Annotated in this window: 19 protein-coding genes and 1 pseudogene; 7 read left to right on the top strand and 13 right to left on the bottom strand. The window is 68.2% G+C overall.

The annotated features are described in order from the left end of the window. Positions 1–53: 53 nt before the first annotated feature. From ACSQ4M_RS29695 to ACSQ4M_RS29685, 3 genes are all read right to left on the bottom strand, one after another. Positions 54–512: a GatB/YqeY domain-containing protein gene (locus tag ACSQ4M_RS29695; protein ID WP_436192972.1), complete on the bottom strand. Its 459-nt coding sequence runs from the start codon at positions 510–512 to the stop codon at positions 54–56. Between the two features lie 80 nt (positions 513–592). Next, a complete protein-coding gene (gene rpsU / locus ACSQ4M_RS29690) occupies positions 593–805 on the bottom strand; it encodes a 30S ribosomal protein S21 (RefSeq protein ID WP_007833691.1) in 213 nt (70 codons plus the stop codon). 119 nt (positions 806–924) lie between these two features. Then, the gene (locus tag ACSQ4M_RS29685) at positions 925–2130 is read right to left on the bottom strand and encodes an NAD(P)/FAD-dependent oxidoreductase (protein ID WP_436192971.1); all 1206 of its coding nucleotides are present in this window, start codon (positions 2128–2130) and stop codon (positions 925–927) included. A gap of 72 nt (positions 2131–2202) precedes the next feature. Here ACSQ4M_RS29685 and ACSQ4M_RS29680 point away from each other — a divergent pair, with 72 nt between their 5' ends. The 4 genes from ACSQ4M_RS29680 (at position 2203) to ACSQ4M_RS29665 (ending at position 5143) form a co-directional block, all read left to right on the top strand. Further along, positions 2203–2436 carry an HPr-rel-A system PqqD family peptide chaperone gene (locus tag ACSQ4M_RS29680; protein WP_436192970.1) on the top strand — a complete coding sequence of 78 codons (234 nt, stop codon included), beginning with the start codon at positions 2203–2205 and terminating at the stop codon, positions 2434–2436. Continuing rightward, positions 2433–3332, top strand: a complete 900-nt coding sequence (locus tag ACSQ4M_RS29675; protein ID WP_436192969.1) for an HprK-related kinase A — start codon at positions 2433–2435, stop codon at positions 3330–3332. Before ACSQ4M_RS29680 ends, ACSQ4M_RS29675 begins: the two co-directional genes overlap by 4 nt. Continuing rightward, complete coding sequence (locus ACSQ4M_RS29670; protein WP_436192968.1) at positions 3329–4396, top strand: nucleotidyltransferase domain-containing protein; 1068 nt, start codon at positions 3329–3331, stop codon at positions 4394–4396. Before ACSQ4M_RS29675 ends, ACSQ4M_RS29670 begins: the two co-directional genes overlap by 4 nt. 132 nt (positions 4397–4528) lie before the next feature. Further along, complete coding sequence (locus tag ACSQ4M_RS29665) at positions 4529–5143, top strand: hypothetical protein (RefSeq protein ID WP_436192967.1); 615 nt, start codon at positions 4529–4531, stop codon at positions 5141–5143. Positions 5144–5179: 36 nt separating this feature from the next. Here ACSQ4M_RS29665 and cobA read toward each other — a convergent pair whose 3' ends face one another. The 8 genes and pseudogenes from cobA to ACSQ4M_RS29625 all read right to left on the bottom strand — a co-directional run bounded on the left by cobA (position 5180) and on the right by ACSQ4M_RS29625 (position 15528). Then, positions 5180–5992, bottom strand: a complete 813-nt coding sequence (gene cobA, locus ACSQ4M_RS29660; protein ID WP_436192966.1) for a uroporphyrinogen-III C-methyltransferase — start codon at positions 5990–5992, stop codon at positions 5180–5182. After that, entirely contained in the window at positions 5989–6897 is a 909-nt protein-coding gene (gene ybiB, locus ACSQ4M_RS29655; protein ID WP_436192965.1) for a DNA-binding protein YbiB, read from the bottom strand. The genes cobA and ybiB overlap by 4 nt, the downstream gene beginning before the upstream one ends. Positions 6898–6971: 74 nt before the next feature. Next, complete coding sequence (locus tag ACSQ4M_RS29650) at positions 6972–9749, bottom strand: nitrate reductase (protein ID WP_436192964.1); 2778 nt, start codon at positions 9747–9749, stop codon at positions 6972–6974. 14 nt (positions 9750–9763) lie between these two features. After that, positions 9764–10966, bottom strand: a pseudogene (locus ACSQ4M_RS29645) (NAD(P)/FAD-dependent oxidoreductase); the annotation flags it as partial. A gap of 26 nt (positions 10967–10992) precedes the next feature. After that, positions 10993–11796, bottom strand: a complete 804-nt coding sequence (locus ACSQ4M_RS29640; protein WP_436192963.1) for an ABC transporter ATP-binding protein — start codon at positions 11794–11796, stop codon at positions 10993–10995. Then, positions 11793–12716, bottom strand: a complete 924-nt coding sequence (gene ntrB / locus ACSQ4M_RS29635; RefSeq protein ID WP_436192962.1) for a nitrate ABC transporter permease — start codon at positions 12714–12716, stop codon at positions 11793–11795. Before ntrB ends, ACSQ4M_RS29640 begins: the two co-directional genes overlap by 4 nt. Positions 12717–12727: 11 nt before the next feature. Next, positions 12728–13984 carry a CmpA/NrtA family ABC transporter substrate-binding protein gene (locus tag ACSQ4M_RS29630; RefSeq protein WP_436192961.1) on the bottom strand — a complete coding sequence of 419 codons (1257 nt, stop codon included), beginning with the start codon at positions 13982–13984 and terminating at the stop codon, positions 12728–12730. Between the two features lie 326 nt (positions 13985–14310). Continuing rightward, a complete protein-coding gene (locus ACSQ4M_RS29625) occupies positions 14311–15528 on the bottom strand; it encodes a nitrate- and nitrite sensing domain-containing protein (protein ID WP_436192960.1) in 1218 nt (405 codons plus the stop codon). A gap of 66 nt (positions 15529–15594) precedes the next feature. Here ACSQ4M_RS29625 and tsaD point away from each other — a divergent pair, with 66 nt between their 5' ends. After that, on the top strand, positions 15595–16623 hold the full coding sequence (gene tsaD, locus ACSQ4M_RS29620; RefSeq protein WP_436192959.1) for a tRNA (adenosine(37)-N6)-threonylcarbamoyltransferase complex transferase subunit TsaD: 1029 nt from the start codon (positions 15595–15597) through the stop codon (positions 16621–16623). Positions 16624–16662: 39 nt separating this feature from the next. Here tsaD and ACSQ4M_RS29615 read toward each other — a convergent pair whose 3' ends face one another. After that, positions 16663–17049, bottom strand: coding sequence for an Hsp20/alpha crystallin family protein (locus tag ACSQ4M_RS29615; protein WP_436192958.1), 387 nt, complete (start codon positions 17047–17049; stop codon positions 16663–16665). A gap of 99 nt (positions 17050–17148) precedes the next feature. Between ACSQ4M_RS29615 and ACSQ4M_RS29610 the strand changes: the two genes are divergently transcribed. Further along, positions 17149–18423 carry a branched-chain amino acid ABC transporter substrate-binding protein gene (locus tag ACSQ4M_RS29610; RefSeq protein WP_436192957.1) on the top strand — a complete coding sequence of 425 codons (1275 nt, stop codon included), beginning with the start codon at positions 17149–17151 and terminating at the stop codon, positions 18421–18423. Positions 18424–18426: 3 nt separating this feature from the next. Here ACSQ4M_RS29610 and ACSQ4M_RS29605 read toward each other — a convergent pair whose 3' ends face one another. After that, a complete protein-coding gene (locus tag ACSQ4M_RS29605; RefSeq protein WP_436192956.1) occupies positions 18427–18657 on the bottom strand; it encodes a hypothetical protein in 231 nt (76 codons plus the stop codon). Positions 18658–18741: 84 nt separating this feature from the next. Between ACSQ4M_RS29605 and ACSQ4M_RS29600 the strand changes: the two genes are divergently transcribed. Beyond that, complete coding sequence (locus ACSQ4M_RS29600; protein ID WP_436192955.1) at positions 18742–19905, top strand: pyridoxal phosphate-dependent aminotransferase; 1164 nt, start codon at positions 18742–18744, stop codon at positions 19903–19905. Positions 19906–19939 lie beyond the last annotated feature (34 nt).

Genomic DNA, 19939 nt, shown 5'->3' with positions numbered 1-19939 from the left:
GGCGCGTTTTGGTTCGCCTGCGGGTGTGCAAAGACCTGTAAACCTTGGCAAGTTCAGCCGGCCAGGGCCTGCTTGACGGCGGCAGACACCTGGGCCATCTCGGCCTTGCCGGCCAGTTCGGCCTTGGCCGCGGCCATCACGCGACCCATGTCACCGGGGCCTTTGGCCTCGAGCCGCGCCACCAGCGCGCGCACGGCGGCCAGCACGGCCTCGGCGTCCATGCGCTCGGGCAGGTAGGCCTGCAGCACGCGCTGCTCGGCGGCCTCCTTGTCGGCCAGGTCCTGGCGGCCGGCCTGCTCGAAGGCGGTGATGGAGTCCTTGCGCTGCTTGATCAGCTTGTCCACGATGGCCACGATGGCGACGTCGTCCAGCGTCACGCGCTCGTCCACTTCCTTTTGCTTCATCGCGGCCAGCAGCAGGCGGATGGCGGCGAGGCGCTCGGCGTCCTTGGCCCGCATGGCGTCCTTCATGTCCTGGGTGACGCGGTCCTTGAGGGTCGGGGTGTTGTCCATGGTGCAGTCCTGTGAATGAAAAAAGCCCGCGCTGGATGCACCAGGGCGGGCCTTCAACCGTGAGCCGGTCGGGTGCTGGATCAGTACAGCTTCTTGGGCAGCTGCATGCTGCGCACGCGCTTGTAGTGGCGCTTCACGGCAGCAGCCTTCTTGCGCTTGCGTTCGGCCGTCGGCTTTTCGTAGAACTCGCGGGCACGCAGATCGGTCAGCAGGCCCAGTTTTTCGATGGTGCGCTTGAAGCGGCGCAGTGCCACGTCGAACGGCTCGTTTTCTTTAACGCGGATGGTGGTCATGTATCTCGTTGGCTGATTGGCCGGGGCAAGATCGGGAGCCGTGGCCGGGGTTTCCTCAACTCAAAAGCATATGGCCCGCTGAGGGTAGGCCGGAGTTAGCCAAGCATTATAGCGTGGATTCACGGCGCTGCGAGCGCGTGTGCGCAACTGTAGGCGCTGGACCAGGCCCACTGGAAGTTGTAGCCCCCGAGCCAGCCGGTCACGTCGACCACTTCGCCGATGAAATACAGGCCTGGCTGGCGCGACTCCATGGTCTGGGATGACAGGTCGCGCGTGTCCAGCCCTCCGGCAGTGACCTCGGCCTTGCGGTAGCCCTCGGTGCCGGTGGGCGTCAACTGCCAGGCATGCAGGCTGCTGGCCAGGGCGGCGAGTGCCTTGTCGGCCGTCTCATTGACCGGCCGCTGCCAGGCTGCATCCGCGCCGGTCCAGGCGGCGGCCAGGCGCGCGGGCAGGTGCTCGCCCAGCACGTTCGCGAGCAGGCGGCGCGTGCTGAGCTTGGCCTCCTGCAGGGTGGGCTGCAGTGCTGTCTGGGGCGACAGGTCGATGCCGATCGGCGTTCCGGGCTTCCAGTAGCTGGAGATCTGCAGCACGGCGGGGCCGCTGAGGCCGCGGTGCGTGAACAGCAGGTCTTCCGAGAAGCCGGTGCGGGCCTTCTTCTCGCCGGTCGCAATGTCCACCGGGAGGGACAACCCGGCCAGCTGTGCAAAAGGCTGCCACGCCTGCTCGTCGAAGGTCAGTGGCACCAGCGCCGGCCGCTGTTCGACCAGGCGCAGGCCGAACTGGCGTGCGATGCGGTAGCCGTAGTCGCTGGCGCCTATCTTGGGGATCGACAGGCCGCCTGTCGCGACCACCACGGAATGCGCCTGCACCTCGCCGCGGTCGGTCGCCAGCACGTAGCGTGCGGACGCATCGCCGGAGGCGCGGACCGCGTGCACGGCGCAGGGCTGCCAGCGCGTCACCTGGCCGGTCGCGCATTCGCGCAGCAGCAGGTCGATCAGGTCCTCGGCGGAGCGGTCGCAGAACAGCTGGCCGCGGTGCTTCTCGTGGAAACCGATGCCGTCGCGTTGCAACAGGGCGATGAATTGCCGGGGCGTGAAGCGCGCCAGCGCGCCCCGGCAAAAGTTGGGGTTGTCGGAAAGGAAGTTGCGCGGGCCGACATCCAGGTTCGTGAAGTTGGCCCGGCCACCGCCGGAGATGCGGATCTTCTCCGCGACTTTGGCGCTGTGGTCCAGCAGCAGGACCCGCAGGCCGCGCTGGCCTGCGATGCCTGCGCAGAACAGGCCGGCGGCGCCAGCGCCGATGATGACGACGTCGAATGGATTCATGGGATCAGGCGGTTATGCTATCTGGCTGTGGCACAACCCAATGCTTCAACCGATGTGCAAGGCGCGTGGCGGGTGCATCCCGATGCACGGCTGCGCATGCGCCATTGGGGTGAGGAATGGGTGGTGTACCACGGCGCCTCGGGCAGCACGCACCGCCTGGCCCAGCCCGTGGGCGAGATACTCGAACTGTTGCAGTCGGCGCAGGCGACGCCGGAGGAGATTTCCGAGCGCATCGACCTGGACCGCGGCGATGTCGACCAAGTGCTGGAGGAGATGCTTCGTCTGGGCATCGCTGAGCGCCTGTGAAGCTCGGCGAGCTGTCCGACGCGGTGCTGCGTTCCTCGCTGCATGAAGGCCTGGTCGTGGCGACCGGGCCGTTCCGGTTCCGCATCCATTCCCGCACCGAAGAGGTCTTCCGCGGCCTGCGGCGACTCTATGCCGATTTCGAGCTGGCCGATCCGGCGTTTGCCGACTACGCGGTGGAGGTGAACCGCGTCAGCGGGCCGCGTGCTGTCTGGCGCCCGCAGATCAATTTCCGTTTCGACGGCTACGAACCCTTCAATCCTTTGCCGGCAGACCATGCCTATGCCCTGCTGGAATGGGGCATGAATTGGTGCATCGGCGGGCAGGCGCACCACTACCTGCTGATCCACGCGGCCGTGCTCGAGCGCAATGGGCGTGCGGTCATCCTGCCGGGGGACCCAGGCGCCGGCAAGAGCACGCTGACCGCGGCGCTGGCCTTGAGCGGCTGGCGGCTGCTGTCCGACGAGCTGACCCTGGTCGACCGCAGCGACGGCATGCTCGTGGGGCTGGCGCGCCCGGTCAACCTCAAGAACGACTCGATCGACATCGTGCGTGCGTTCTCGGCCGAGGCCGTGTTCGGCGACCCGGCACACGATACCCACAAGGGCACCGTGGCGCACCTCAAACCGCCTGCGGCCAGCGTGCGCCAGGTGGCGCAGCGCGCGCAGCCAGCCTTCATCGTCTACCCACGCTGGTCGGCCGACGCCGCGTGCACGCTCACGCCCCGGCCCAAGGCCGACGCCTTCATGCACACTGCCACGCACGCGTTCAACTACGAAGTGCTCGGCAGCACCGGGTTCGACCTCGTGGGGGCATTGGTCGACCGCTGCGAATGCCTGGACTTCCGCTACGCGCGGCTGCCCGACGCCATCGCTCTCTTCGAACGTCTGGTGCAATGAGCTGGCTCGATGCACCCCTTGTGCAGGCTTTGCGCGACGCTGCTGCGATGCGGGCCTTCACCGTGCCGCAGTGGGACCTGGCGATCCGCCAGGCGCGCAATGCCGGCCTGTTGGGGCGCCTGGGCTTGCTGGCGCAGGCTTGTGCGCCAGGCTTGCAGTTGCCAGACGGGGCGCAACGGCATTTCACGGCCGCGGCCTGCATCGTGTCCCGTCAGCACAACGCCGTGCGCTGGGAGGTGAGCCAGATCGCGCGCGCGCTGCAAGGCACCGGCGTCTGCGCGACGCTGCTCAAGGGCGCCGCCTACGCCGCCAGCCGCGGCCCGGCGGCGGCCGGCCGTACCTTCAACGATGTGGACATTCTGGTGCCGAAAGCGCGGCTGGCGGATGTGGAGCATGCCCTGCATGTGCACGGCTGGATGGTGGCGGCAGACGACGCGTACGACGAGCGCTATTACCGCCACTGGATGCACGAACTGCCTCCCATGGTCCATCTGCAGCGCCGCACCACGCTGGACGTGCACCACAACCTGCTGCCGGAGACGGCCCGCATCCAGACGCGGCCTGACCTGGTCATGGCCGAGGCGCTCGCGCTGCCAGACTGGCCCGACGTCCGGGTGCCCACGCTGGCCGACCAGATACTGCATTCGGCATGCCACCTCTTTCACGAGGGTGAATGGGGGCACGGACTGCGTGATCTGCACGACCTGCACCTGATGCTCGGTGCCTACCGGGCCGAGGGCGGCTCGGGCGCGGCCCTTGTGGGACGGGCCGAGGCCCTGAATCTGCTGCGGCCCTTTGCCTATGCCGTGCGGTCTGCGAGCACCGTGTTCGCCACGGCGCTGCCGACCGGCCTGACCGGATCCTTGCCGGCCCTGGCCCGCCACCGCTGGATGGATCCGGTGTTCATGCGCGCCCTGTCCACGGCCCACCACAGCATGCGTGCGCCAGGGGCCTCCCTTGCCGAATCGGCCCTTTACGTGCGCAGCCACTGGCTGCGGATGCCGCTTCGCCTGCTGGTCCCGCACTTGACCCATCAGGCTATGGCCCGGCGTGCCCCGCCGTAGGCGGCGATGTCGGCTCACTTTACAAGTAAGCCGGGTGTTTCAAGAACCGCGCCAAAGACTGCTGATTTACAACGCAATTCTTGCGCAGGCACGGGATGTGCATTTGTTACATAAATTCACGCCCGTACTACCATGGCCAAACAAGACAGTCCTCAGAACCCTTCTCGGCGTCGTCTGGCGCGTGGCGCTGCTGCCACCCCCGTGGTGCTCGCGTCCATCACCGCCAAGAATGCATTGGCCGGGAACTATTCGTGCACCACGACGGGCGCCCAGTCGGGAAACATGTCCCACAAGCACGAAGATACAGATTGCTACGAAGTAGGCCATTCCTGTAGCCACTGGAAGAACTACTACAAGGGACAAACACGCAAGTTCGTGCAATGTATGGGTGTGGACTACAAGGGCAAGACGGAACGAGGCACGGGCCGCAACGCCTCCACCTCGGGCAAGCGCATGCGCGCCAACAACCGCTGCTATGACGCCGGCTGGACCTCCGCCACCTGCGACGAGATCCTCAACGGCGCGGACCACTCCATGTACCCGGTGGAGGACGTCGATGTCGTGCTGGCAGGCCTGTGCGCCTACCTGAACGCTGAAGCGTTCGGCCGCTCCTACTACATCTCGATGGACGACGCGAAGGGCTTGTTCCTCGGTGCGTTGGGCAAGGCGACCTTCGTCAAGACCGGCAAGTCGTGGACCGCGGCCGAATGCCGCACCCACCTGGCGCTGCTGTACCGGGCGGCCTGACACCCGGTTGTGAATCGTCGACGCCGCCTGTGGCTTTCAGCCCAGGCGGCGTTTTTCTTGCGGAGCCGCCAGCTCGGCGGCCGCGGCCGCGAAATCCCGCGAGGCCATGGCGCGCAGCACGTCGCCCACGACGATCACGGCCGGACTGCCGAGCCCGCTGCTGGTCAAGGTGCTGATGAGCTGGTCCAGCCTGGTCGTGGCATGGCGCTGTTCCGGCCTGCTCGCGTTCTCGATGATGGCGACCAGGGTGTCGGCCGGCATGGCCTGCAGCAGGCCTGCGGCGATCTGATCTGCGGCACCGACGCCCATGTACACGACCAAGGTCAGGCCCAGCGCGTGGGCGCTGGCGCCGACCGCACGCCAATCCATGGCGGCATGGCCCGGCTTGGCGTGGCCTGTCATGAACACCACGCCATGCGCGTGGTCACGGTGTGTGAGCGGCACGCCGAGCGCGCTCACCGCCGCCAGCCCCGCCGTGATGCCATTGACGACCTGGCAGGCAATGCCTTCGGCGCGCAGGTGCTCCACCTCTTCGCCACCGCGGCCGAAGATGAAGGGGTCGCCGCCCTTGAGGCGCACCACGTGCTCGCCTTCGCGCACGGCCGTGACCATGAGCTTTTCGATGAAGGCCTGCGGCGTGCTCCTGCAGCCGCCGCGCTTGCCCACATGGACGATGCGGGCCCCGGGCCTGGCCCAGGTCAGCACCTCGTCGTTGACCAGGTCGTCGACCAGCAGCACGGTCGCGGCCTGGATGGCCTTGACGGCCTTGAGCGTCAGCAGTTCGGGGTCGCCCGGGCCTGCGCCGACCAGCGTGCAGGTGCCCAGCGGCGGGGTGGTGGTCGTGTTCATGCGTGGGACGTCAATTGGAGGATGTGGTCGACCTGGGCTGCGATGGCCGGCGGTACGGGGAGGCGGCCGGCCAGCACGCTGCGCGTGTACTCGGCGGTGTCGGCTGCAGCGATGGAGGCGGGCAGGCCAGGCACCTCGGACTGCGTGCCGGGTTGCTGGGCCTGCAGGGGGACTGGCCTGCCGCGGACGAAGCCGTCCAGCTGCGGCGTGCGGCGTGGGTCGCTGACGACCTCGCCTTCCAGCCCGCGCGAGAGCAGGGCCGTCATGCCAAGCAATTCGAACAATTCGGTCATGACGGCGGCGAACGCCGGGTGGGTGTAGCTGCCGACCACCACAGCCGGGCCATCCACCGGCTGCATGAGCTTGACGACGCTGTGCCCGGCGTTGCGCAGGCCGACCACGCGGCGCACATCGAGCAGGCGCTTGAGGCCGGGGTGGAGCAGTTCGGTGCCGACCACCGCCACCTCACCGTTGCCGATCTGGCGGATGCCGGCCCAGGCCGGCCGCTCGAGCAGGGCCAGCACCTCGCTGGCCAGCACCCGGCTCGATTCGGTGGCACTGCCATGCACCAGCACCGGCAGGCCCTCGCGCGCGAGCAGCAGCGCCAGCAGCGGCGTCAGCACCGGCAGCTTGCGCGCACCGTTGTAGCTGGGCAGCACGACGACCGGACGGTCGCTGGCCGGCAGCCTGGCGACACGGGCGTGCGTGGCGTCCAGGAAGCCGGCCATCTCGGAGGTGGTCTCCCCCTTGACGCGCATGGCCAGGCAGAAGGCGCCGATCTCCAGATCGGTGACGCCCCCGTCCAGGACCTGGCCGAACAGATCCGCCGCCTGCTCGCGTGCGAGCGGCTTCGCGCCGCGTGCGCCGCGGCCGATTTCCTTGATGTAGTGCGCAATGCTTCCCATGGGTGGGGCGATTGTCCCGCAGGGCTTATGCCGGATCGTGAGTCGGCTTATGCCATCGGCGCCAGGTAGGGCGTTCATGCCGCCACTTCGGTTGCGCGCACCATGCGCTTGAGCTCGGGCACGCAGGAGCCGCAGTTGGTGCCGCACTGCAGCGCGCCCTGCAGCGCGGCCAGGCGTTGCTCGCCGCTGCCGCTGCATTGCGCGAGCTTGTCGCGGATGGCCGACTCGCTGACGCCGAAGCAACTGCACACGACCTTGCCACGCGACTGGACACCGGCCGGCGCCTTGGCCTGGAACGACAGCAACTGGCGGCCGAAGTCCTGCGCCGGCAACTGGTCCTGCAGCAGCGCACGGATCCAGGCCTCGGCGCGCGTGTCGCCGGCCAGCAACACGCCCACCACGTGGGCGGCTGCGCCGTCGCGCTGCAGCCGCACGGCACGGCGCTGGCCGCGCCGTGGATCGGTGTAGCGCAGGGTGTCCAGGCCCGACAGGCCCAGCAGTTGCTCGATCTGCGCCAGCAGGCTGCCGTCCGGTGCTTCGTGGGCAGCGGCCCGCAGCAGCACGCCGGTGCGTCCCGTGCCGGTGCCTGCGGCTCCGAATGGCACGCAGCTGACGAAGGGCAGGGCCTCGACCAGCGTGCGCAACTGCGTGCGCACCCGCAACGCCTCGCCGTCGGGCAGCCAGGCCATGGCCAGCAGCGACCAGGGCAGCTCGGCTTTGAGGATCTTGACCGGCGTGTGCTTGAGCTCGGGCTGCTTGGAGATGGGACAGTGCTGGGGTGTGGTCAGCGCGTTCACGCCGGCCAGGGCCGTGCCGGTGCTGCTGCGCCCGCCCAGGTACTCCGGCCCCCAGTGCATGGCGATGAAGGCTTGCGTGGCACCCAGGTCGGCGCTGGCTGCCACCGGCAACACGATGCTGCCGCGCCGCGAGGTCACGTAGACCAGGTCGCCATCGGCCAACTGGTGGCGCACCATGTCCTGCGCATGCATCTGCACCACGGGTTCGGGCACGTGGCCGAAGAGCCTGCCCAGCGTGCCCGTGCGGCTCATGCCATGCCATTGGTCGCGCAGGCGGCCGGTGTTCAGCGAGAAGGGGAAGCGCCCGTCGCGCGGCTCGGCCACGGGCCGGTAGGGCGTGGCGGCAAAGCGCGCGCGGCCGTCGGCCGTGGCGAAGCGGCCGTCCTCGTACAGGCGCGGCCTGCCCTGCGTGGCCCCTGCCGGCAGCGGCCACTGCTGCGGCGCGGCCTCCAGCATCGCGTAGTCCATGCCGGTGATGTCCAGGTCGCGGCCGCGCGTGGTCTCGCGGTGCTCGTTCCAGACCGACTCGGGCGTCTGGTAGGGGAACAGCGCGGCGCCGCGCCCGAGCCGGCCAGCCAGCCGGCGCGCGAAATCGGCCGCGATGTGCCAGTCATGCCGCGCCGCGCCCGATGGCGGCACGGCCGCGCGCACGCGCGAGATGCGCCGCTCGCTGTTGGTGACCGTGCCTTCCTTCTCGCCCCAGGTGGTGGCTGGCAGCAGCAGGTCGGCGAAGGCGCAGGTGGCGGTGCCAGCAAAGGCCTCCTGCACCACGACGAACTCGGTGCGCTCCAGCGCGCGGCGCACCATGGCCTGGTCGGGCATGGACTGGGCCGGGTTGGTGCAGGCGATCCACAGCGCGCGGATCTCGCCGTCGGCCGCGGCCTGGAACATCTCGATGGCGCTCTTGCCCGGCAGGGCCGGGATGCTGTCCACGCCCCAGAACGCCGCCACCTCGGCGCGGTGCGCGGCATTGGCCATGTCGCGGTGCGCCGGCAGCAGGTTGGACAGGCCGCCGACTTCACGACCGCCCATGGCGTTCGGCTGGCCGGTCAGCGAGAACGGGCCCGCGCCGGGGCGGCCGATCTGGGCCGTGGCCAGGTGCAGGTTGATCAGCGCCGCGTTCTTGGCCGTGCCGCTGGACGACTGGTTCATGCCCATGCAGTACAGGCTCAGCGTGGCCGGCGAGGTGGCGAACAGGCGCGTGGCCTGCGCCAGCGCATCCTGTGTGATGCCACAGATCTGGGCCACGGCCTCGGGCGTGCAGTCGCGCACCAGGGCTGCAAGTTCGTCGAAGCCGCTGGTGTGGGCTGCGATGTAGCCAGGCTGTGTCCAGCCTTCGCGCAGCATCAGGTGCAGCATGCCGTGGAACAGCATCACGTCGGTGCCGGGCTGCAGCGCCACATGCAGGTCGGCGATCTCGCAGGTGTCGGTGCGGCGCGGGTCCACCACCACGATCTGCAGGGCCGGGTTCGCGCGCTTCGCGTCCTCGATGCGGCGGAACAGGATGGGGTGGGCCCAGGCCGTGTTGCTGCCCACGATGAACAGGCAGCCGGCGTGCTTCAGGTCGTCGTAGCAGGCCGGCGGCGCGTCCGCGCCCAAGGTCTGTTTGTAGCCGGCGACCGCGCTGCTCATGCACAGGCGCGAGTTGGTGTCCAGGTTGTTGGTGCCGATCAGGCCCTTGGCCAGCTTGTTGAAGACGTAGTAGTCCTCGGTCAGCAGCTGGCCCGACAGGTAGAAGCCCACGGCATCCGGCCCGTGCGCGGCGATCACGCGGGCGAAACGCTCGGCCGCGCTGTCCAGGGCGGCGTCCCAGTCCAGCGGCTGCAGGGCCGTACCGCGCGCTGCGCGCTGCATGGGCTGCAGCAGACGGGTCTGGCGCGTGACCTCGGGCGCGGCCGTCAGGTGCAGCGTCGAGCCCTTGGTGCACAGGCGGCCGAAGTTGGCGGGGTGGTCCGGATCGCCGCGCACGCCGGTGATCTGGCCGGCCTGGGCCTCGATGACCACGCCGCAGCCGACGCCGCAGTAGGGGCAGGTGGAGCGCGTCTCGGTGGTCATGGCGTTGCAGCAGGCTCGCCGAACATGAGCTGGTCGCGGATGGCTTGCACGCTGCGGCCCTCGCGCAGCAACTGCAGGTACCAGTTGCCATCCACCGTATCGCCGTACAGGCAGGCTCCGACCAGCTTGTCGCCCTGGATCACGAGCTTCTTGTACACGCCGCCCAGGGCGTCGCTCATGACGATCTCCTCCGTGCCCTCACCGCCCTGGAAGTTGCCGGCCGAGAACAGGTCGATGCCCGTGACCTTGAGCTTGGTCGAGGTCAGCGAGCCTCGGTAGCGGCCGATGCCGTGGTGGGCCAGGTGGTTGGCTGCCACCTTGCCCTGCTCGAACAGCGGCGCCACCAGGCCGTAGGCGATGCCGCGGTGCTGCGCGCACTCGCCCACCGCATAGATGCGCGCATCGGTCACGGTCTGCAGGGTGTCGTGGACGACGATGGCACGCTCGCAGTGCAGCCGCATCTGCTGCGCCAGCGCGATGTTGGGGCGGATGCCCACGGCCATGACGACCAGGTCGGCCGGCACCTCGTGGCCGTTCTTGAAGCGCACCGCGCGCACGCGGCCAGCCGCGTTGCCCAGCAGCGCGGCCGTGTGGGCGTTGAGCAGGAACTGCAGCCCACGCTGCTCCAGCGCGCTGCGCAGCAGTTCGCCGGCCACCTTGTCGAGCTGGCGCTCCATGAGCCAGTCGCCGTGGTGCACCACGCTGACCTGCATGCCGCGCAAGGCCAGGCCGTTGGCGGCCTCCAGGCCCAGCAGGCCACCGCCGATCACCACCGCATGCCGGTGCGTCGTGGCGGCCTCGATCATGGTCTGCGTGTCGGCGATGTCGCGGTAGGCGATCACGCCTTCCAGATCCTTGCCGGGCAACGGCAGCATGAAGGGGTTGGAGCCCGTGGCCAGCAGCAGCCGGTCGTAGGCGGCCTCGGTGCCATCCTCGGCGCGCACGGTGCGCCGTCGGCGATCGACCTCCACCACCTTCTTGCCCGCGTGCAGCGTGATGCCGTTGGCGCTGTACCACTCCCAGGGGTTCAACACGATCTGCGCGATGGTCTGCTCGCCGGCCAGCACCGGTGACAGCATGATGCGGTTGTAGTTGGGGTGCGGCTCGGCACCGAACACCGTGATGTCGTACAGGCCCGGTGCAATCCTGAGCAGCTCCTCCAGCGTGCGCACGCCGGCCATGCCGTTGCCCACCATCACGAGTTTCATCTTCTGCATGGCTTCACTTCGCGGCGCTGCTTTGCTCAGGCGGCCTTTTCCACGTGGCCCTGGCGCGTGTAGAGGAAGTCGATCACGGCCTTGCGGTACATCACGTAGTCGCGGTCTTCGGCCAGCTCCACGCGGTTGCGTGGGCGCGGCAAGGCCACGGCGAGCACCTCGCCGATGGTGGCGGCCGGGCCGTTGGTCAGCATCACGATCTTGTCCGAGAGCAGCACGGCCTCGTCCACGTCGTGGGTGACCATCACCACCGTGCTCTGCGTCTTCTGCACGATGGCCAGCAGTTCGTCCTGCAGCTTGGCGCGCGTGAGCGCGTCCAGCGCGCCGAAAGGCTCGTCCATGAGCAGCACCTTGGGCTCCATGGCCAGCGCGCGGGCGATGCCTACGCGCTGCTTCATGCCGCCGGAGATTTCTCCCGGGCGCTTGTGCGTGGCGGGGGTGAGGCCGACCAAGGCCAGCGCCGCCTCGGTGCGTTCCTTGAGCTGCGCCTTGGTCTCCTTGGCGCCGAACACGCGCTCGACGCCCAGGTGGATGTTCTCGAAGCAGGTGAGCCAGGGCAGCAGCGAATGGTTCTGGAACACCACGGCGCGCTCGGGGCCCGGGCCTGCGACCTCCTTGTTGGCGCACAGCAGCGTGCCCTGCGTCGGCCGCGTGAGACCGGCGATGAGGTTCAGCAGCGTGGACTTGCCACAGCCCGAGTGGCCGATCAGCGCGACGAACTCGCCCTTGGCCACCGTGAGGTTGATGCCCTGCAGTGCGATGAAGCGCCCGCGCGGTGTGTTGAAGGCCTGTTCGACGCCCTGGATCTCGATGAACTTGTCTTCGCTCATGACCGCACCTCTTCGAAAGTGAATGCCGATGCCAGCTTGATGAGTGCGTACTCGAGCAGCAGGCCGACGATGCCGATCACGAAGATGGCGATGATGATGTTCTTGACGTTCAGGTTGTTCCACTCGTCCCAGACCCAGAAGCCGATGCCCACGCCGCCGGTCAGCATCTCGGCCGCCACGATCACGAGCCAGGCCGTGCCCACCGCGAGGCGCACACCGGTCAGCATGTAGGGCAGCACGGCTGGGAACAGGATCTTGGTGAGGATCTTCCATTCGGAGAGATTCAGCACGCGGGCCACGTTCATATAGTCCTGCGGAACGCGCTGCACGCCCACCGCGGTGTTGATGACCATGGGCCAGATCGAGCAGATGAAGATGGTCCAGATGGCGGCCGGGTTGGCGCCCTTGAACACCAGCAGGCCGATCGGCAGCCAGGCCAGCGGCGACACCGGGCGCAGCAGGCTGATCAGCGGGTTGAACATGCGCGACAGGAAGGTGAAGCGCCCGATCGCAAAGCCCGCCGGGATGCCGACCAGTGCCGCCAGGCCGAAGCCCAGCGCCACGCGCTGCAGCGAGGACAGCACGTTCCAACCCACGCCCTGGTCGTTCGGGCCCTTGCTGTAGAACGGGTCGCTGAACACGTCCACCGCCTGCGCCCAGGTGTCGCGCGGCGTCGGGATGCTGCCGGCCGTGGCGACCGACACGATCTCCCACAGCACGACCAGCAGACCCAGTCCGGCCAGCGGCGGCAGCACGCGCAGCCACAGGCCGCGCCAGTCGAAGGGCGGCTTGCGCACGGAGGCGGGGGCGACAGCCGTGGGCGCGTCGTTGGCGGCGGCCCTGGGCACGACCTTGAGATCGCGTGCCGGGGTGTCGGGCAACGCGGCCTCGACCGGAGAATGGAAGACTGCGGAAACCATGGGTGTGCTCCTCAGGCCTTGACCTTGAAACCGTCGGCGTACTTGGCGGGGTCCTTGCCGTCCCAGACCACGCCGTCCAGCAGCTTGCTGCTGCGCATCACGTCCTTGGGCACGCTGACCTTGGCAGCGCTGGCCACTTCCTTGTACAGATCGATCTGGTTGATCTGCTTGGCCACGGCCAGGTAGTCTGGATGTTCCTTGAGCAAGCCCCAGCGCTTGTGCTGCGTGAGGAACCACATGCCGTCGGACAGGTAGGGAAAGTTCACGGCGCCATCGTCGAAGAACTTCATGTGGTTGGGGTCGTCCCAGGTCTTGCCCATGCCGTTCTCGTAGCGGCCCAGGATGCGCTGGTTGATGGCGTCGGCACTGGTGTTGATGTAGCTCTTCTCGGCCACCGTGCCGGCCATCTTGGCCTTGTTGGCGAGGTTGGCGTCGATCCACTTGCTGGCCTCCAGCACGGCCATCATCACGGCACGGCAGGTGTTGGGATTGGCCTTGACGAAGTCGGCCTGGGTGCCGAGAACCTTTTCGGGGTGATCGCGCCAGATGTCCTGCGTGGTGATGGCGGTCACGCCGATCTTGTCCATGATGGCGCGCTGGTTCCAGGGCTCGCCGACGCAGAAGCCGTCCATGTTGCCCACGCGCATGTTGGCCACCATCTGCGGTGGCGGCACCACGATGACCTTGGCGTCGTTCACGGGGTTGATGCCGGCCGAGGCCATCCAGTAGTTCAGCCACATCGTGTGGGTGCTGGTGGGGAAGGTGCCTGCGAAGGTGTAGGTGCGCTTCTCCGTGGCCATGAGCTTGGCGAGCGAGGGCGCATCGACAGCGCCCTTGTCGGCCAGTTGCTTGGACAGCGTGATGGCCTGGCCGTTGCGGTTCAGGCCCATCAGCACCGCCATGTCCTTCTTGGGGCCGCCCACCCCCACGTGCACGCCATACACCAGGCCGTACAGCACATGGGCCATGTCGAGTTCGCCGTTGACCAGTTTGTCGCGCACGCCGGCCCAACTGGCCTCCTTGCTCGGGACGATCTTCACGCCGTACTTCTGGTCGATGCCCAGCACCGAGGCCATGACCACGCTGGCGCAGTCGGTCAGCGGGATGAAGCCGATCTTCACTTCCTTCTTCTCCGGCGCGTCGGAGCCGGCGGCCCAGGCGCCGCGCGTGACAAGGTCGCCCAGCAGCGCGGTGGTCGCGACGGCGCCGGCTTTGCGGATGAAGTCGCGCCGTGCCGGTGCCGGGCGGGAGGGGGCGTGTGGGGTCATGCGAACTCCTGGGATCGAAGAGAAGGGAAGCTGAAAAACAAAAACGGCGCCCATTTCCCTGGCCGCGAACGATCGCGGTCAAGAGAAATGGACGCCGTTGTCCTTTTGGCTCTGAAGCCTGGAACCCTGGCCGCCTTTGGCCGGGGTTTGCTGGTGCTATGCAGGTCGCGTGCCAGCCTGGCCAGCGTTGCTGCTCAGCACATGTTCTTCATACGAATCAAAGACTTGTGCGGGATTTGGCCAACGCCAGGCCGGCCAGGCGCATGCGCAAAGATGGTGCGCGGCGCGCGCTGGGCACAAGACTTGTGCGCCGCAGCACGCGATGCTCAGAGGTAGTCGGACAGCGCCAGCACCGACTGCGCCACGTCCAGCAGCTTGCGGTTCTGGTTCATCGCGGTCTGGCGCAGCATCTTGTGCGCGTCGGCTTCGCTGAGCTTGCGTGTGGCCATCAGCAGGCCCTTGGCGCGTTCGATGATCTTGCGCTCGTTGAGCGAGGCGCGCACGGTGTCCAGCTCGTCGGTCATCTGCTGCAGCCGGCGTGCCTGGTCCTGCACCAGGTCGAGGATGGAGCGTTCCAGGTGCGGGCCGTAGTTGGGTGCCGGCTCGCCCGCGTCGGCGCTCCCGGCTGCGCGCACCAGCGCGTCGCGGATCGCCTCGTGGTTGCGCAGCTCGTCGCGCGCCTTGGCGATGCGCGAAGCGCACAGCTGCGGCAACTGGGTCGCCAACAGTTCCTCGACGCCACGCATCGCGTCGATGCGCAGGGTGCAGCAGTCATACCAGCCTTGGGCCAGCTCCGGGTCGAGCAGGCCGTCGGCGCGTGGCGTGCAGCCGATGCGGCGCAGCCGTTCGAGTTCGGCCTGGGTGCGCGTGTCCACGGCCGTGCGCCAAGCGGCCTGCACAGCCGTGTCGGAGAAGTCGAGCGCGATGCGAAAGCACCGCTCCTGCGATTCGATGAGCTCCAGCCACTGCTGGGCGCGGCCGCTCTCCATTTGGCCTTCGGCGAAGCAGGCGCCGCCGAAGGCACGTTCCTGGCCGGCGAATTCCTTGCCCTGCATGAAGTTGAACAAGGCCACGAGCGCGCGCGAGATCTGCGGGTCGGTGGCGCTGTCGGCGGCCTCGAACACCACCTGCAGCAAACCGGCCACGAGCCGCACGAAGGCGGCCGTGGCCGCGTGCGGTGTGACTGTCAGTGCCGCGATGTCCTCGCGCAGTGCGGGCAATCCGTCCAACGCCTGCAGCACCGTGGCGATGCGGCCGAACAGCCGTGCGCCATTGCGCACCGCCGTGCCCTGCGTGTCCATCGCGTCGAAATGCCGGCGCAGTTGCCCGGCGGCGGCATCGCATTGGCGCAGCTGGTCTTCGCGCGCCTGTGCGAAGCGGGTGCCGCGCGAACCGAGGAAGAGGTTGGACAGCCCGCGCTCGCGCTGCAGCGCGTGCACCAGCTGGCCGATCACACCCACCAGCGCGCCGGTGAGCGCGAGCTGTTCGAGGTCGCCGATCTCGCATTCGCGCGCGGCGATCAAAAAATGCAGTCCAGATTTCATCGTAGGGGCCATGGAATTCCGAGCAACAACCGTGCCGTGCCTGCGGGCTCACTACACTCGCGCCCCATGCTGGTATTGGGATTCGAGTCTTCCTGCGACGAAACGGGTGTGGCGCTGGTGCAGTCTGGCGGCACGCAACTGCCCCGGCTGCTGGCGCATGCGCTGCACAGCCAGGTGCGCATGCACGCCGACTATGGCGGTGTGGTACCCGAACTGGCCAGCCGCGACCACATCCGCCGTGCGCTGCCGCTGGCCGAGACCGTGTTGCGCGAGGCGGGCCGCAGTGTCGCAGAGGTCGATGTCGTGGCCTACACGCGTGGCCCGGGCCTGGCCGGGGCGCTGCTGGTGGGCGCGGGCGTGGCCTGCGCGTTGGGCGCGGCGCTGGACAAGCCCGTGCTCGGCGTGCACCACCTGGAGGGACATCTGCTGTCGCCCTTCATGAGCGCCGATCCGCCGGAGTTTCCGTTCGTGGTGCTCCTGGTGTCCGGCGGGCACACGCAACTCATGCGCGTGGACGGCGTGGGCCGCTACGCCATGCTGGGCGAGACCATCGACGACGCGGCCGGCGAAGCCTTCGACAAGTCGGCCAAGCTGCTGGGCCTGGGCTATCCGGGCGGGCCGGCACTGGCGCGCCTGGCCGAGCAGGGCGATGCCAAAGCCTTCGCGCTGCCGCGGCCGCTGTTGCACAGCGGCGACCTGGATTTTTCGTTCGCGGGCTTGAAGACGGCCGTGCTGACCCAGGCCAAGAAGCTGGGTGACACGCTTGCCGCGCGCAGCGCCGATCTGGCGGCCTCCACCCAGGCGGCCATCGTCGACGTGCTGGTGCGCAAGTCGCTGGCGGCGCTCAAGGAGAGCGGGCTGCAGCGCCTGGTCGTGGCGGGCGGGGTGGGCGCGAACCGGGAACTGCGTGCGCAGCTCGATGCCGCATGCGCGAAGAGGAAGGTGCGGGTGCATTACCCGGAGCTGGCGCTGTGCACCGACAACGGCGCCATGATCGCCATGGCCGCTGCCATGCGCATGCAGGCGGGCGTGCAACAGGCCGACAGGCGCTACGCCTTCGACGTGAAGCCGCGCTGGCCGCTCGACGCCATCTGACGAGCAGACGGCGCCGGGCGGTGCGGAGCGCGGAGCGGTTTACTGGATGGACAGCGTGGTGACGTTGCTCTGCGGCAGCTTCTTGGCCAGCTTGAGCGTCAGCACACCGTTTTCCAGCGCGGCCGTGCTCGCGGTGGCATCGATCTCCAGCGGCAGCTCGTAGGCGGCCTTGACCTTGCGGCTGGCTGCCTCGGTGCTTTCGATACGCACCACGGCGCCTTCGATGCCGATGTTGAGCTGGTCCTTGGCCACGCCGGGCAGGTCGACCGACAGCGTCCAGCTGCTGTCGTCCTGGCTCAGGCTATGGCCCTTGGTGCCACTCTGGCGCACATAGGCGACGTCGTTGAAGAAGCGCTCGAAGCTGCGGTCCAGCGAGCGCAGGGCGGGGCTGTAGTTGGCCTGACGGATGACGGGGGCGAAGAACATGGGGAACTCCTGGTCTCTTTACACTCCGCGGCTCTCACCGTGAGCGCCGCATGCTTCCAATCTGTGTGCACCGCTTTGATTTTCAAGAGGATTTTTTGAATGCACGTACCGCGTCGACGGGTCTTGAAAAGCGCTGCGGCAGCGCTATCTGTGACGGCCTGTCCGTTCGTGGCCGCACAGCCGGCGCCGGTGCGCCTGGCCATGATCGAGACCTTGAGCGGCCCGTTCGCCAACACCGGCGAGGCGGTGTTCCGCAACCTCGTGTGGGCGGCCGAGCGCGTGAACGCGCGCGGTGGCCTCCGGCTGTCCGGCGGCGCGCGTCCGCTGGCCATCACGCGCTACGACAGCAAGGGCCAGAACGAGGAAGCGCTGAGCGCACTGCGCTCGGCCATAGACGACGGCGTGGGTTTCGTGGCCCAGGGCAACTCGTCCGCAACAGCCGCGGCCCTGCTCGATGCATTGAACAAGCACAACGAGCGCGAGCCCAAGCGCCGCGCGCTGTACCTCAACTATTCGGCCGTCGACCCCATCCTGACCAACGAGCGCTGCAGCTTCTGGCACTTCCGCTTCGACGCCCATGCCGACATGCGCATGGCCGCGCTCATGGAGGTGCTGCGCGAGGACGAGGCGGTCAAGAGCGCCTACCTGATCGGTCAGGATTACAGCTTCGGTCAGGCCGTGCTGCGCGAGGCGCGGCGGCAGCTGCAGGCGCAGCGGCCCGACGTGGCCATCGTCGGCGACGAACTGCATCCCATGGGCCGCGTGAAGGACTTCCTGCCCTACGCCGCCAAGATCAAGGCCAGCGGCGCTGGCGCTGTCATCACGGGCAACTGGGGCAACGACCTCACGCTTCTCGTCAAGGCCGCGCGCGAATCCGGTTTCGACGGCAAGTTCTACACCTTCTACGGCAATGCACTGGGCGCGCCGGCGGCGCTCGGCGATGCCGGCATCGGCAAGGTCATCGCGGTGGCCGACTGGCTGCCGAACTTGCCAGGCGCCCAGAGCGAGGCCTTCTACCAGGCCTTCCGCCAACGCTATCCCAAGCCGGCGGACGACTATGTCCACATGCGCATGCAGCTCATGGTCGAAGCCCTGGCCCAGGCCATCGAAAAGGCAGACAGCCTGGATGCTGCGAAGGTGGGCGTGGCGCTGGAGCAGGCCAACGTGACTCTGCACGGGCAGACCGGTCGCATGCGGGCATCCGACCACCAGTTCCAGCAGACCCTGGTCGTGGGTGTGATGGACCGTCAGGGGGCGCCGGGCGTCAAGTTCGACGTGGAAGGCTCGGGCTACGGCTTCCGCGTGATCAAGCAGGTGGCGGCGGGTCGCGCCGAGATGCCGACCAGCTGCCAGATGGGACGGCCGGCGGCTTGAAGCTCAGCTGGTGTAGCCGGCGCAGGCGCCGGCGTTGGGCCGGCCCTTGCATTCGCGCAGCAGCCGGCGTTCGCGTTCGCGGGCACTCTCTTGCGTGCTGTTGGGGATGAACTTGGGCGCTGCCGCTTTCCTCTTCGATGTCGCGCCGTTCTCGGCCTTGGCGGCCGCGGTCGGCAGAGTGGTCAACAGGCCCAGCGCCAGGCAGGCCGCGGACAGCGGGGTGGACATGTGCATGATGGTTTCTCCCAGGGCCTGTGCAGTGTCTTGCAGCCCAGTGCTCGCTACCATGGCCCGCTGCGTGAACCATTGCCCAATCCCATGAGAAAAGCCATCCAAGACCTCGCCGAATCGCAGATCCGCGAGGTGGCCAATGCCGGCATCGGCCGCGACGACGTGCTGCCGTTCTGGTTCGGCGAGAGCGACGAGGTCACGCCCGCGTTCATCCGCGAAGCTGCCATCGCATCGCTGCAGCGGGGCGAGACCTTCTACGCCCACAACCTGGGCCTGCCCGAGCTGCGCGAGGCCATCGCCGGCTACATGTCGGAATTGCACGGACCGGTGGCGGCGGACCGCATCGCCGTCACTTCGGGCGGTGTCAATGCCTTGATGCTGGCCGTCCAATGCCTGGTCGATCCAGGCGACGAGGTGGTCGCCGTGACGCCCGTGTGGCCCAACCTGACGGCCCAGCCCGTCATCCTGGGCGCGCGCCTGCGCTGCGTGCCGTTGCGGCCGGTGGATGGCCGATGGACGCTGGATCTGGATGCGCTGCTGGCCGCCATCACGCCGACCACCCGGCTGCTCATCGTCAACGCCCCCAACAACCCCACGGGCTGGACGCTGAGCGCCGAGGAGCAGGCTGCATTGCTCACGCATTGCCGCCGCACCGGCACCTGGATCCTGGCCGACGAGGTCTACGAGCGCCTGTACTACGCGCCATCGCCACATGCCTGTGCGCCGAGCTTCCTCGACCAGGCGCAGCCCGAAGACCGGCTGGTGGTGGTGCACAGCTTCTCCAAGAGCTTCCTGATGACCGGTTGGCGGCTTGGCTGGGTGGTCGTGCCCGCCACGCTGACGCAGGCGATGGGCAAGCTGATCGAGTTCAACACTTCTTGTGCCAGCGTGTTCACGCAGCGCGCGGCCATGGCCGCGTTGGCGGGCCGCAGCGAGGTCACGCCGCGCGTGGTGGCGCATCTGCGCCAGTGCCGCGACACGCTGGTGCCGCTGCTGGCCGCGATGCCGCAAGTGCGTGTATCGGCGGCGCAGGGTGGGATGTACGCCTTCTTCCGCCTGGCAGGTGCTGACGACTCCCTGGCGGTGGCCAAGCGCCTGGTGCGCGAGGCTGGCTTGGGCCTGGCGCCAGGTTCCGCCTTCGCGCCGCAGGCTCAGGGCTGGCTGCGGTGGTGCTTTGCATCCCGCGACCCACATCGATTGGTGCAAGGGGCTGAGCGACTGGATCGCTGGCTCCGCAATCAGCCGAGTTGACTAGCTCTGCATACCTAGGGATTTGCATATAATT

The organism is Pseudorhodoferax sp. LjRoot39 (assembly GCF_964253035.1).
Lineage (GTDB): Bacteria > Pseudomonadota > Gammaproteobacteria > Burkholderiales > Burkholderiaceae_C > Pseudorhodoferax.
The sequence above is the reverse complement of the archived record's forward strand: the minus strand, read 5'-3'. Positions and strand labels throughout refer to the sequence as shown.

Excerpts from the sequence above, each read along its gene's own strand:
- ACSQ4M_RS29630 (WP_436192961.1), bottom strand. The coding sequence starts at position 13,984 with ATGACCCCACACGCCCCCTCCCGCCCGGCACCGGCACGGCGCGACTTC.
- ACSQ4M_RS29650 (WP_436192964.1), bottom strand. The coding sequence starts at position 9,749 with ATGACCACCGAGACGCGCTCCACCTGCCCCTACTGCGGCGTCGGCTGC.
- ACSQ4M_RS29605 (WP_436192956.1), bottom strand. The coding sequence starts at position 18,657 with ATGCACATGTCCACCCCGCTGTCCGCGGCCTGCCTGGCGCTGGGCCTG.
- cobA (WP_436192966.1), bottom strand. The coding sequence starts at position 5,992 with ATGAACACGACCACCACCCCGCCGCTGGGCACCTGCACGCTGGTCGGC.
- ACSQ4M_RS29665 (WP_436192967.1), top strand. The coding sequence starts at position 4,529 with ATGGCCAAACAAGACAGTCCTCAGAACCCTTCTCGGCGTCGTCTGGCG.
- rpsU (WP_007833691.1), bottom strand. The coding sequence starts at position 805 with ATGACCACCATCCGCGTTAAAGAAAACGAGCCGTTCGACGTGGCACTG.
- ACSQ4M_RS29610 (WP_436192957.1), top strand. The coding sequence starts at position 17,149 with ATGCACGTACCGCGTCGACGGGTCTTGAAAAGCGCTGCGGCAGCGCTA.
- ACSQ4M_RS29670 (WP_436192968.1), top strand. The coding sequence starts at position 3,329 with ATGAGCTGGCTCGATGCACCCCTTGTGCAGGCTTTGCGCGACGCTGCT.
- ACSQ4M_RS29625 (WP_436192960.1), bottom strand. The coding sequence starts at position 15,528 with ATGAAATCTGGACTGCATTTTTTGATCGCCGCGCGCGAATGCGAGATC.
- ACSQ4M_RS29695 (WP_436192972.1), bottom strand. The coding sequence starts at position 512 with ATGGACAACACCCCGACCCTCAAGGACCGCGTCACCCAGGACATGAAG.
- ntrB (WP_436192962.1), bottom strand. The coding sequence starts at position 12,716 with ATGGTTTCCGCAGTCTTCCATTCTCCGGTCGAGGCCGCGTTGCCCGAC.
- ACSQ4M_RS29600 (WP_436192955.1), top strand. The coding sequence starts at position 18,742 with ATGAGAAAAGCCATCCAAGACCTCGCCGAATCGCAGATCCGCGAGGTG.
- ACSQ4M_RS29640 (WP_436192963.1), bottom strand. The coding sequence starts at position 11,796 with ATGAGCGAAGACAAGTTCATCGAGATCCAGGGCGTCGAACAGGCCTTC.
- ACSQ4M_RS29615 (WP_436192958.1), bottom strand. The coding sequence starts at position 17,049 with ATGTTCTTCGCCCCCGTCATCCGTCAGGCCAACTACAGCCCCGCCCTG.
- ybiB (WP_436192965.1), bottom strand. The coding sequence starts at position 6,897 with ATGGGAAGCATTGCGCACTACATCAAGGAAATCGGCCGCGGCGCACGC.
- ACSQ4M_RS29685 (WP_436192971.1), bottom strand. The coding sequence starts at position 2,130 with ATGAATCCATTCGACGTCGTCATCATCGGCGCTGGCGCCGCCGGCCTG.
- tsaD (WP_436192959.1), top strand. The coding sequence starts at position 15,595 with ATGCTGGTATTGGGATTCGAGTCTTCCTGCGACGAAACGGGTGTGGCG.